This window comes from Arthrobacter oryzae (assembly GCF_003634095.1).
GTDB lineage: Bacteria > Actinomycetota > Actinomycetes > Actinomycetales > Micrococcaceae > Arthrobacter > Arthrobacter oryzae.
This window is the reverse complement of record NZ_RBIR01000001.1, coordinates 502,787-515,025: the sequence shown is the minus strand read 5'-3', so window position 1 is coordinate 515,025 and position 12,239 is coordinate 502,787. Positions and strand designations below refer to the sequence as shown.

The window sequence follows — 12,239 nt, the reverse complement described above, 5'->3', positions numbered from 1 at the left end:
CAGGCCTCTTCCGCGGCCCCACCCACGAGGCTTAGACTCGATTCGCTCGAGCAGGAATCGGGCCGGCGCGCCCACCCGGAAGTCCGGACAGGACCTAAGCCGCCCGGTTCACGAACGAGCCGCCAGCCCACCGGCGCAGGGTGGGTGCAGCCCGTGAGGGTCCCTCAACCACGGAGAAGTGCGGCATGAGGCTCGTCGTCGATCTCACCAAATGCCAGGGTTACGCTCAGTGCGCCTTCCTCGCCCCGGACGTCTTCACTATTCAGGGAGACGAGGCACTCACCTACGATCCAGACCCTGACGAGGCGCAGCGCCAGCGGATCCGGCGGGCCGCCGCCGCATGTCCCGTACAGGCCATCCAACTAGACGAGCCGGACAGCCCGCAGCTCCCCACGGAAACCCGACGAACGGCAGCCGTTATCGCTGGTAACGGGGACACGTTCAAGCAATCCGGCAGGATCGTCGTCGTTGGCGCTTCATTGACCGGTCTCCGCGCGGCGGAGCGATTGCGCGAGGAAGGGTTCACCGGCTCGCTGACCCTCATCGGAGACGAGACGCACGAACCGTACGACCGGCCGCCGCTGTCCAAACAGGTCCTGGCAGGATCCGTGCCGTCCGACGACACTTCGTTGCCCCGCCGCCGGGCAATCGACGCCGACTGGCGGCTGGGAGTGGCGGCCACGAGCCTGGATCTGGCGGCGAAGAAGGTGCACCTCGCGGACGGCAGCAGCATCGGATTCGACAAACTGCTCATCGCCACCGGCGTGCGGGCCCGGCCGTGGCCGAACATCGCCGAGGCGGCGCTGGCAGGAGTCCTGACCCTGCGGACCCGGGAGGATGCGGCCAAGTTTCGGCGGCTACTGGCGGCGCGGCCTCGCCGGGTCCTGGTTATTGGCGCCGGGTTCATCGGTTGCGAAGTCGCTTCGGTGTGCCGCGAACTAGGTCTGCCGGTGACCGTGGCGGAGGCAGGTCCGGCGCCGCTCGGCGCGGCGCTCGGCGGTGTGATCGGCGCCATCGCCGGAGAGCTGCAGGTTGAGAACGGCGTGGATCTGCGCTGCGGCGTGAGGGTGGTTTCGCTCGAAGGCGATGCCACCGGGCAGCTGTGCCGCGCCCACTTGTCCGATGGCACCACCCTCGACGTCGATGTCGCCGTCGCCGCGCTCGGGACCGTCCGCAACGGCGAATGGCTCGACGGTTCCGGACTGGCCAGCGGCCCTTGGGGCGTCGCGTGCGACGCCGGCTGCCGCGCTTTCGACGTAAACGGGCTGGTCACCGACGACGTCTTCGTCGCCGGGGACGTGGCGCGCGCGCCGCAGCCGATGTTCGGCTACCAATTTCTCGCCACCGAGCACTGGGGCAACGCCATCTCCCAGGCGGAGGTTGCAGCGCACAACATGGTCAGCCACGAGACCGAACGGTGGCCGCACCTTGCCGTGCCGAAATTCTGGTCGGTTCAGTTCGGCACGGAAATCAAGAGCGTCGGCGTGCCCTCCGCCGCCGATCAGGTCGCCATCATGCAGGGGTCAGTCGCCCAGCGGAGGTTCGTTGCGGTCTATGGCTACAAGGGCCGGATCGTGGCTGCGGTTGCCTTCAACCAAAACAAATGGCTCGACCACTATGAAGCGCTGATTGATCAGGCGGCGCCCTTCCCGCCGGCCTTCCACCATCTTGACCAGCCAGCCGATGCCCGGCCGGTTCCGGCCGGGTTCCAGCCCGCCGTCAACCCCACCCAGGACGCGACCGTCGTCGTGACCGGTCACTATCCCAACGAGCGACGCGCCAGGCTCACGGATCGCCGCCTGCCATAGTGCGCCGCCCGGAGACCGGCATCCACCGGCCCACCGGCCCACCGGCCCAATGACCCAAGACCCAAGACCCAAGACCCAAGGAGCCTTCACCATGACCCAGCCCAGCACATGGGAGCAGATCCTCGACTACTCCAACCGGGCTAACCCCTACCCCTTTTACGACGAGCTCCGCAAGACCCCGGTGACACGGCTCGCGGACGGAAGCTACCTCGTGAGCACCTACGCGGAAATCGCCGCCCTGCTGCATGACCCCAGGGTCAGCTCCGACATCGACCGGAACCCGGCCGCCGCTGCTGCAGGCGCCACCGGCGACGGCGAGGGCGGCCCGGGCATGTCACCGACCTTCCTCAGCATGGATCCCCCTGATCACGACAGGTTTCGGCGGATGACCATGCGGCATTTCGGACCACCCACGACGCCGGCCAGGGTCGCCGGGATGGAGGCAAGGATGACGGACATTGTCACCGACCTCATCGACAAAATGACGGCGCCCGGGCGGATCGACGTCGTCGATGACCTGGCGTATCCGCTGCCCGTCACGGTGATCTGCGAACTGCTCGGCGTGCCCCCGGGCGACGAACAGCGTTTCCGGGTCTGGGTGGACGTCGCCCTGCAGTCCACGGATCCCGGCCTTGATCCCGAAACACAGCAAGAAAAGAGGGCCGAAGCCGGCCGGGAACTGCGGGCATTCATGGAAGAACTGGTTGACGCCCACCGGCGGGCGCCGGGAAACGACCTCCTCTCCGCGATGGCCGCCGACGACGGCCCGGAAGGCCGGATGCCGGACGATCAGCTGGTGAGCACCGGGCTCCTCCTGCTCATTGCCGGCCATGAAACCACCGTGAACCTCATCTCCAACGGCGCGCTGACCTTGCTCCGCCACCCGGCCGAGCTGCAACGGCTGCGCAGCAACCCGGACCTTGTCATCCCGCTGGTGGAGGAGTTGCTGCGCTACGAGCCGCCCGTGCATTTTGTGCCCTTCCGCACCGCCCTCGACGACATCGACATCGCCGGGACCACCATCCCCGCCGGGGCCTCCCTCACTCTGGTCCTGGCCGCGGGCAACCGTGACCCCGCCCACGTCGCTGACCCGGATCTGTTCATCCCGGATCGGCCGAATAACCAACACCTCGGCTTTGGTGGCGGCGTCCATCTGTGTTTTGGGGCGCCTTTGGCCCGGCTGGAAGCGCAGATCGCCCTCACCGCATTCGCCACCAGGCTGGAGAATCCGCGGCTGGTGTCCGACCCGCCTCCTTACCGGCCCAGCCCGTTCCTCCGCGGACCCTCCCACCTGCCGATCGACATCGACGGCATCGCCGGCGCCTAAGCACCCCTACCAGCTGCGGTGAAACGGCTCGCACTGATGCAGGCAATATAGTTGGGTTTTCACGTAGGAGTCGAGGTTCATAAATGGTCCTTCAGGATCGCGCGAAAGCCACCCGCGGGGCAATCATTATCGGTGCCGCTGCAGTCTTTGAGGAGCACGGCTACGGCAGTACCAGCCTGACCCAGGTGTCTGAGGCGGCCGGGGTAACCAAGGGCGCACTCTATTTCCACTTTCAGTCCAAGGAAGATCTCGCACGGGCGGTCATCGAGGAACAGCACCGGATCGCTGCAGCCGAAGGTGAGAGGATCGTTGCCGAGGATCTGCCAGCCCTGACGACAATGATCCTCATGTGCCGCGCTTTCGGTCTCCAGCTGGTCCACGAGCCAGTTGTCAGGGCAGGCATTCGTTTGACGTTCGAGGCGACGGCGTTTGGCGCACCAGTACGCGGCCCTTATGAGGACTGGATCGCCGTCATGGAACAGCTGACCGGGAGGGCCAAGACCGAATTGCAGATTCGCCCCTCAGTCGATGCCGGAGCATTCGCCCGATACCTTGTTGCCTCATTCACCGGCGTTCAGCTGGTCTCCGGCGTGCTCACCGGCCGCGCGGACGTCATGCAGCGCATCGAAGAAATGTGGGAGATCTTACTGCCCGGGATCCTGCACGAGGATTTTCACGAGGACGCCCGGACACTCTCCCGACTCATTTCCACCGCAATCCCAGCCCTACCGGCGCACTGACAGATTCGCACGACCCACGAGGCTGGGTCCGTGATCGCCTTGATTGCCACGATCTCACTGCTCATCGGACGGGTCCCCGGCAGAAACCGGATGACCGTCTTGTTTATTCTTTACGGGTCACCTACTCTTGTCGCAGATCCCAAGGGAGCTCCGCTCGATGAGCGGCTGTGTCGGCGCGCATATTTGGGGGGGGTGCCGGCACAGGCCCCCGGGCTGGATCATCCCGCGGGCCCGGAGCGGCTCGGGCCGCGAATGGTCAGCCTCCGGAGGACTTCGACCCAACACTCAACCCCTGCGCGTGGCCGGGACACGCCTCGGCCCAGGCGCGTACGGAGCTGCCTCAGGCTTCTGACCGACAAAACGGCGGATGCAATATGCTGGCATCGTTCTTTTGTCGGCCCGCACCACTACACTGAATGTATCGAACATATATTCTAATGAGGGTGTGTTGTGGGCGTTCTAGTCGGGCCCCGCGTGATAGACGCGGGGATGTCATTGCTGTCGGTGCTGATCTCCCCGGTCCCCGTCGCGGCCGGGTACCCCTCGCCGGCGCAGGACTACTTTGACGGCCGGATCGATCTGAACGAGCACCTGATCAAGGACATCACCAGCACCTACGTGGTCCGCGTGTCCGGGGATTCGATGGAAGGCGCCGGCATCAGCGACGGCGACGAACTCATCGTGAACCGGGCCCTGGAACCCAAAGACGGGTCGGTCGTTATCGCCGTCCTGGACGGGGAACTGACCATCAAGCGGCTGCGTGTCACGGGAACCGGCGTCGTACTGCAGGCGGAGAATCCGGCATACCCGGACATCCGGGTTCCGTCCGTCTCGGACCTGGTCATCTGGGGCGTCGCAACCCGCTGCCTGCACCATGTCTGAGGCCGGTCATGTCTAAGCCCGCCCCGATACGGCGCATGCCGCAGATCGCGCACGTGGACGTGAACTGCTTCTACGCCTCGGCCGAGAGAGCCTTCGATCCGGCTCTGGAGGGCCGGCCCGTGGTTGTCCTGTCCAATAACGACGGCTGCGCCGTCACCCGCAGCCCCGAGGCCAAGGCCCTCGGCATCCCCCTGGGCGAGCCCTGGTTCAAGCTCGCCCCGCGCGCCAAGGAATGGGGACTCGTTGCCCTCTCCAGCAACTACGAGCTCTATGGCGACATCAGCGCCCGGGTAATGGAACTGCTGGGCCGGTACTCGGCCTGGCTTGAGGTCTACAGCATCGACGAGGCCTTCCTCGGCGTCAAGGGCGCCCCGGACGAACTCCTGGCCCTGGGCTGGACCATGAAGTCAGCCGTGCGGCGCCACGTCGGGGTACCGGTCTGCGTCGGGATCGCCGGGACCAAGACCCTCGCGAAACTGGCCAACAAATGGGCCAAGAACAACCCGGCTTTCGAAGGCGTCTGCCACTGGGACTCCGTGCCCGCCGCCGCCCGGGAGGCCCTGATGGGCAGCCTGTCCGTGGTCGAGATCTGGGGCGTCGCCGCCCGCTTGACCAGGCGGCTCAATGTCCTGGGCATCCATTCGATCCTTGAGTTGTCCCGGGCCGATCCTGTCATGATCCGGGACCGCTTCTCCGTGGTCATGATGCGCACGGTCCTGGAACTGCAGGGCACCCCGTGCATCCCCATGGAGGAAGAAAGGATCGGGCGGGACCAGCTCATCTTCTCCCGCTCCTTCGCCAACCCCATCACCACCGCGGCCGCGATGCGGCAGGTCCTGAGCGTCTACGGCCAGCAGGCCTCGGCGCGGCTGGCCAAACACGGACTCCAGGCCAAAGTCCTCACCGCGTTCGCCGGGACCTCACACTTCAATCCGAAAGAGACCTCCTACCCGTCCGCCTGTGTCCGCCTGCCGGTCCCCACCGCGGACCCGGTCGTGCTCACCAAGGCCGCCCACGCCCTGCTCCCCCGCATCCACGAGGGCGTGAGGTACGCCAGGGCCGGAATCATGGTCACCGATCTCCGGCCCACCGGCAATCAGGCGCCCCTGGCCGTGTTCGAGAACCCGCACGAGGAGCGCCATATAGGCACCCTCCTGGAAGACGTGACCCGACGCTACGGGCGCGGCTCCATTGGCCTGGGCCACGCCGGGATACGCGGCGGACCGGACTGGACCATGAAACGGGACATGCTCTCCCCCCGCTACACCACCCACTGGGACGAACTCCCCCTCGTCAAAGCCGCCTAGACACCAACCCACCGCCGCACCACGAAAGAACGCCACCCCATGACCCTTGCGCCCGAAGCCCCCATCCAGACCCGCGAGCTGCACGTCCGCACCGGCCCGGCAGGCAAACCTCTCGCCGTCCGCCATGATGGCAAGATCTGGCTCGTCGATCCCGAGACCGAGCCCCAGCACTGGCTAGGAAGGACCGCCGGACGGGACGGCCGACGCGCGTCTGCCGCAGAAAGCGGCGACCCGGTGGGCGTTGAATATTGGCGGATCCAGGTCCGGCTCGGCTCCAGCTCCGCACTGCGGACCTTCACGCTGCGCCGTGAACCGTCCGGCGGCCGGTGGCTCCTTGACGACATCAACGACGCCGGTTAGGCGACAGTGCGAACCAGCCGCCAACCAATCCCTGATCAGACGTGGGAAGGGATCAGACGGGAATTCACGCTGCCCGCCCTGGAACATGTCCGTCGGCGCCTCGCCGAGCTCCTGGATGACCCGGAACCGGTGATGCAGCAGCTTGTGCGCGTCTTCATCGACGACCGCACGTTCTGTCCGGGTTTCCAGTTCCTTGCCGGCGGCCACCTGCACCCGACGGTCTTAGACCTTTTCCAGCGTGCGATCGAATTGCAGATTCCGCACAACAACTTCACCGTCTGGATGATCACCCCGTCCAAGGATCTCGCCCGTGGCCGACCCGTCGACCACCTCAAGGGTGGCTCCGCTCCCCTGCTTCGCGTGCTGGAATCCTCCTTCCGGAGCTAGGCCCGGCTCTTGACCGGCTTGGGGCGTGCTAACGCTGCTTCTCGCGGGCCGTCACCCCAGCATGGAGGACGGCGGCCGGGCAAAGGGTGCGGTGGAGAACTTTGGCGCGGCCGCATTCATCAGGCGGGCCCACTGGCCGCCGGCAATATCGGCGCCGTCCACGGCGGCATAGTACTTGCCGTTGATCGTGATGTCCTGGTTGATCCAGCGTGGGCCAATGCCCTGGTAGCTTCCAAACCATGAAGCCGTGGAGATGCCGGAGGTGGCGCCGACGGTCCAGGTCATGGTGTTTCCGTCGGTGGTGCCGGTTTTGGCGAAGATGTCGTAGCTCTTGTTGACCGGGATGTTGTAGCCGGAACCTCTGGTGAGCACGTTCTTCAGGGCGTACGTGACGCCGGCGGCGACATCCGGGGAGATGGCTTGCCGGCAGTCCGCGCCGGGCACAGGATAGTTCCGGCCGTGCGGACCGGTGACTGACTCCAGCGCGATCGGGTCGCAATGGACTCCCTTGGCCGCGAATGTGGCGTAAGCGTTGGCCATGGACAGTGGAGCGACGTCCTCGGTCCCGATCAGGCTGGCGATGCTGGATAGGTCGTAGGGCTGGTTTGTGTGTCCGTTCGTGACTCCGGCCGCCGTGGCCATTTTCTGGATATTGCAGAAATCCAGCTGGGCAGCGGACTGGAACGTGATGGTGTTGATCGACTGGTACAGGCCCCGCAGGACGCTCATCCGGAAGTAATGGTTGGGGTCATCGTTGGGCAGGAGGTGGGTACCTGCCGCCGGATCATATGAGCCTGTCGTACTGCCGCAGGAGTTCTGCCAGGGGAAGTCCGGCTTGTAGAGGCGGACCGACCCGTCCAGCTCGGTGCCCATGGATCTACCCGAATTAAGCCATTCGGCGAAGACGAACGGCTTCATGGTGGACCCGATCTGGAATCCGCCTGCCCCGTCAAGCGGCTGTCCGTTGGCGTCCTTTTCCGGGAGGGCGAAGTTTCCCGTGTAGTTTCCCGGCGCCGTGGCGGGGTTGTAGACCGTGTTCTGAGCCATGGTCAGCACTTTGCCGGTGCCGGGCTGGACGCTGACGAGCGAGGATCCGCGCTGCAGGGGATCGGCCGCGGACATGGAGGCGCTAACCTGCTCCTGCGCTACTTTCTGAAGTTTCGGGTCCAGCGTCGTGCGGATGGTGAGCCCGCCCAGATTCAGGAGCTTCTTGCGGGCCGCTTCGTCCGCCCCAAAGGCCGGGTCGTTGAGGATCAACCGCTGGACATAGTCACAGAAATACGGTGCCGTCGTGGCGCCGAAACAGCCCTGGGCGCTCCTATGGACATTGAGGCCGATGGGCGCTTTCACCGCGGCGTCATGCTGAGTCGCCGTGATACGTCCTTGCTGGAGCATTTTGTCCAGGACTTCGTTTCTGCGGGCCACCACATGGGCAGGTTCGGTGAGCGGGTCGTAGTAGACGGGACTGTTCACGACGCCGGCCAGGGCCGCGGCCTCGGGGAGCGTCAGTGCGCTCGCCGGGACATTGAAATACTCTTCGGCGGCGGCGTTGATGCCGTAGGCGCCATTGCCGAAATAGACGATGTTCAGGTAGCCCTGCAGGATCTGGTCCTTGGAGTATTTCGTCTCCAAGGCGATGGCGAGTTTCATTTCCCGCAGCTTGTCGCCGATCGTCTTGGCGTAGCCCAGCTTGACCTCGTCGCCTTTGCCCTGGGCCACCAGGGATTCGATAATCATGTTGTTCACGTACTGCTGCGTGATGGTAGAGGCCCCCTGGCGTCCGCCCTGGGCCGTCGCCACGAGGGCCCGGAGGATCCCCGTGGCGTCGATGCCGCCGTGCTGGTAGAAGCGGGCATCCTCGATGGAGACGATCCCGTCGCGGATGAACGGGGACATCTTGGCCAGTGCCACGGGTGCGCGGTTTTCCGCGTAGAAGGTGGCGATCACGGACCCGTCGTTGGCGAGAACGGTCGAGGCCGCGGGCGGAGCGTTCATATCCAGATCATCGGGCAAGCGGTCAAAGACGCCGATCGAATTGCTGAGCGCCGTGCCTGCCACGGCGGTAGCCGGGAGGAATAGTCCCGCGACCAGAACGCCGCAGAGTGCGCCGGCAACAACGAACGAAAGGATCCTCCCCCAGCGCGAGTCCTTACTAAGCATTGGTGTGTTCCTTCGAGGCGAGGCCCGGTTCCGGCCGCGGCCCGGGCGACGGCGGCCGCAGGGCGGCGTCGATGTCGGCGTCGGCAGCCGGGACGGCAACTGAGCGGCCGCGTCGAAACAACGTGACAAATCCGGCCGCGCCGGCCAGGAAGATCAGTGCCGCGACCCAGGTGTTGACCCGGAGCCCCAGGATCAGGTTGGCGTAGTCGGAGCGCATGAGTTCAAAGGCAAACCGCCCGGCGGTGTAACCGGCGACGTAGAGAGCGAAGACGCTCCCGGCTCCGAGGCTGAAACGCCGGTCCAGGTAGAGGACCAGAAACCCGACCGCCACGCACCACAGGGATTCGTAGAGGAAGGTGGGCTGGAAATAGCCGAGCACCGCCGGGGCGCCGGAAGCATCGGTGAGCGCAGACCCGGTGGCGTTGTCCATCTGGTGGATCTGAAGTTTCCACGGCAGCGTGGTCGGGTCGCCGTAGAGTTCGTTGTTGAACCAGTTTCCCCAGCGGCCCAGGGCCTGGGCGAAGAGCACGCCAGGAGCCACCGCATCCAAGAAGGCAACCAGCGAGACGTTTGCTCTGCGGCAACCAATCCACGCGCCGAGGCACCCGACGGCGATCGCGCCCCAGATACCCAGGCCGCCGTCCCAAATCGCGAAGGCGTTCCAAGGGTTCCTGCCGGGAACGAAGTACAGCTCCGGGTCGGTGATGACGTGGTACAGCCGTCCGCCGATAATTCCTGCGGGAACAGCCCACAGACAGATGTCCAACACCTGTCCCGCGTGTCCGCCCCGGGCCGCCCAGCGACGGGACCCAAGCCAGACAGCAACCGCAATCCCGGCGATGATGCAGAGGGCATAGAAATGGATTGTCAGCGGGCCCACATGGAACGCGCTGACGGTCGGGGACGGAATGAAGGAATCACTGGCAGTCATGGAGAAGAAGGATCCTGTCTGGAAATTGTCGTGGCGCGGCGGTGCATAAGCGGTCCCGAATACCGGCCGATCGGGCCGCCGCCCCTCATCCGGGAGTCAGCGGCGGAGGAGGCCGCCCGGCAGCCGCACCGCCTGCTGCGCCGACGGAAGGCGTGAGTTCGGCCCGGAAGGGCCGAAAACACGAAATTCGTTCTGCTACAGAACTACTCTATAGGTGCGTGCATCAAGATAGGCTGTGACCATGAAGGCAGCCGACGCAATTGTCATGGAAATGGGCTCGGCCCAGGCCGGCCCCGGCGCGTGGTCTTTGACCGGTGCCATCACCCGCCTGCGGCGGGTTCTGCGCTCTAGCGTGCGGCAGGAGTTTCCTTGGGAATCGTTGCCTATGGCCCAGGTGGAAGTCCTCCAGCGGCTTGCCGACGAACCCGGCCTGGGTGTCAGTGGGCTCGCCGCCCGTCAGCGTCTGGCCACCAACACGGTAAGCAACCTGGTTCAGCAGATGGTGACTTCCGGACTGGTGGAACGCCTGACCCGCGCCGACGACCGCCGATCGGTAAACCTCACTCTGACCGGCAAGGGAAATGAGGTGCTCAACGCATGGCAAGCGGCCAACGACCGCCGGCTCGGGCATGCCCTGCGGCGGCTGCCGGAGAACTACCAGAAGGCCATCGAAGACGCCGTACCTGCCCTGGCCGCCCTCGCGGCGTTGCTGGAGACCGACGACGAGATCCGGGACGGGCACGCAGGACCGTGAACCACCCCGTCACCGCCCGGACCAGAAAGCCCCCGTCCAGGACTTAGTGATCTTTACGGCCTCGGCCTGGCCATCGTCCGGGCGATTGCGCTCGTGCTGCAAGGGAAAGGCGGCCGGATTACCCCCGGGCGGCAGCCTGGACCTGCTTGACCGGTTTTGTGGCGGGCATGCCGATGACGGCGACGACCGTGAGCACGGCGACAATCATCACGGCCATAAACACGGCGGTGGAGGCCGCCACGATCGTGTGCGGATCCGTGTCGCCGTGGGTGGTGCCGGCGTAAACGGCGTTCGCTATCGCGCCGAAAACCGCGACGCCAATGGAGCTGCCGATCGATCGCGCGAAGAGATTAGTACCGGTGACCACGCCCCGCTCATTCCACTCGACGCTCGACTGGGCGGCGATGAGGGTCGGTGTTGCAACGAGTCCGAGTCCGAGCCCCACAATGAAGCAGCTGCCCGCGACCAATGCAATGCTGGGCGTGGACGCGGTGAGGGCCAGGACCCCAGTGCCGATGACGGTGACGGTGATGCCGATCATGGCCGTGTTCCGGAACCCGATCCGCAGGTACAGCCGGCCCGATTGGGACGCACTGATGGGCCAGCCGATCGTCAGTGCCGCCAAGGCGAGCCCGGCGAAGATCGGAGAGGTCGAGAGGGCTCCTTCGAGGAACGTGGGAACGTAGGAGGTCAGGCCCAGCATGACCGCTCCCACTCCGAAGGAGATCATCGCGGTGGTCGCCAGCAGCCGCCGGGATACCACCCAGGGCGGCAGAACCGGCTCCGCCGCCCGCCGCTCGACAAGGATGAACCCGGCGAACAGAACAGCTCCGCCAGCGAACACTGCACTGCTGATGGCGGAGTTCCAGGCCCACGCTTGGCCGCCCTCGAGGGCTCCGAGGATGAGCAGGGTGAGCGAGACCGTGAGCAGCCCGGCCCCCAGGTAGTCGACCCGGTGCTTTACGCGCTCTATATTCTCGTGGAACGACCGGACCAGCATCCACCCGGCCACCAGGCACAGCGGGATGTTCACGAGGAAGATGCCCCGCCAGAACCCGAGTGAGGCAAAGACTCCGCCGAGTGTCGGTCCCACAACTGAGGAGACCGCCCACACGCTCGCCAGGTAGCCCTGCACCTTTGCCCGCTCCGCCAGCGTGTAGATGTCACCGGCAATCGTGATGGCCATCGGCTGAACCGCTCCGGCGCCCAGGCCTTGAACCACGCGGAATGCGATGAGGACCGGCATGCTCCACGCAACCCCGCACAGGATGGAGCCGAGCAGGAACAGGCCGATTCCGATAAGCATGATCGGCTTGCGGCCGATGGTGTCGGAGAGTTTCGCATAGACGGGCACCGACACTGCCTGTGCCAGGAGGTAGGCAGAGAATAGCCACGGGAACGACGTGAACCCGCCGATGTCATGCACGATCGAGGGCACCGCCGTCGCCACCACCGTCGCATCGATCGCGACCAGACCGGTGGAGAGCATCAGGGCAATGAGGACTGGTCCGCGTTTAGAGCGGAAGCCGACCCCCTCGGCAGGCGTTGTCATCAGATGATCTCGTTCCCGTCGGCGCCCGAGG

General features: G+C 65.6%; 11 protein-coding genes. 8 read left to right on the top strand and 3 right to left on the bottom strand.

The window, feature by feature from the left end; genetic code table 11:
- Positions 1–185: 185 nt before the first annotated feature.
- From C8D78_RS02450 to C8D78_RS02420, 7 genes are all read left to right on the top strand, one after another.
- A complete protein-coding gene (locus tag C8D78_RS02450) occupies positions 186–1,808 on the top strand; it encodes an FAD-dependent oxidoreductase (protein WP_120950270.1) in 1,623 nt (540 codons plus the stop codon).
- 91 nt (positions 1,809–1,899) lie between these two features.
- Positions 1,900–3,135 (top strand): cytochrome P450, encoded by a 1,236-nt coding sequence (locus C8D78_RS02445; RefSeq protein WP_120950269.1) that lies wholly within the window; start codon positions 1,900–1,902, stop codon positions 3,133–3,135.
- Between the two features lie 83 nt (positions 3,136–3,218).
- Positions 3,219–3,875 (top strand): ScbR family autoregulator-binding transcription factor, encoded by a 657-nt coding sequence (locus tag C8D78_RS02440; RefSeq protein WP_120950268.1) that lies wholly within the window; start codon positions 3,219–3,221, stop codon positions 3,873–3,875.
- A 450-nt stretch (positions 3,876–4,325) separates the two neighbouring features.
- Positions 4,326–4,757: a LexA family protein gene (locus tag C8D78_RS02435; RefSeq protein ID WP_120950267.1), complete on the top strand. Its 432-nt coding sequence runs from the start codon at positions 4,326–4,328 to the stop codon at positions 4,755–4,757.
- A 35-nt stretch (positions 4,758–4,792) separates the two neighbouring features.
- Positions 4,793–6,064: a Y-family DNA polymerase gene (locus C8D78_RS02430; RefSeq protein ID WP_120950266.1), complete on the top strand. Its 1,272-nt coding sequence runs from the start codon at positions 4,793–4,795 to the stop codon at positions 6,062–6,064.
- A gap of 39 nt (positions 6,065–6,103) precedes the next feature.
- Positions 6,104–6,424: a hypothetical protein gene (locus C8D78_RS02425; protein WP_120950265.1), complete on the top strand. Its 321-nt coding sequence runs from the start codon at positions 6,104–6,106 to the stop codon at positions 6,422–6,424.
- Between the two features lie 132 nt (positions 6,425–6,556).
- Positions 6,557–6,811: a hypothetical protein gene (locus C8D78_RS02420; protein ID WP_244208206.1), complete on the top strand. Its 255-nt coding sequence runs from the start codon at positions 6,557–6,559 to the stop codon at positions 6,809–6,811.
- A gap of 51 nt (positions 6,812–6,862) precedes the next feature.
- Here C8D78_RS02420 and C8D78_RS02415 read toward each other — a convergent pair whose 3' ends face one another.
- Both C8D78_RS02415 and lgt read right to left on the bottom strand, forming a co-directional pair.
- On the bottom strand, positions 6,863–8,971 hold the full coding sequence (locus tag C8D78_RS02415) for a transglycosylase domain-containing protein (RefSeq protein ID WP_120950263.1): 2,109 nt from the start codon (positions 8,969–8,971) through the stop codon (positions 6,863–6,865).
- A complete protein-coding gene (lgt, locus tag C8D78_RS02410) occupies positions 8,964–9,902 on the bottom strand; it encodes a prolipoprotein diacylglyceryl transferase (protein ID WP_120950262.1) in 939 nt (312 codons plus the stop codon). The genes C8D78_RS02415 and lgt overlap by 8 nt, the downstream gene beginning before the upstream one ends.
- A 241-nt stretch (positions 9,903–10,143) precedes the next feature.
- Between lgt and C8D78_RS02405 the strand changes: the two genes are divergently transcribed.
- The gene (locus C8D78_RS02405) at positions 10,144–10,656 is read left to right on the top strand and encodes a MarR family winged helix-turn-helix transcriptional regulator (RefSeq protein ID WP_208641847.1); all 513 of its coding nucleotides are present in this window, start codon (positions 10,144–10,146) and stop codon (positions 10,654–10,656) included.
- Between the two features lie 118 nt (positions 10,657–10,774).
- On the opposite strand, the gene C8D78_RS02400 is transcribed toward C8D78_RS02405, so the two are convergent.
- Positions 10,775–12,208, bottom strand: a complete 1,434-nt coding sequence (locus C8D78_RS02400; protein WP_120950261.1) for an MFS transporter — start codon at positions 12,206–12,208, stop codon at positions 10,775–10,777.
- Between the last annotated feature and the right edge of the window lie 31 nt (positions 12,209–12,239).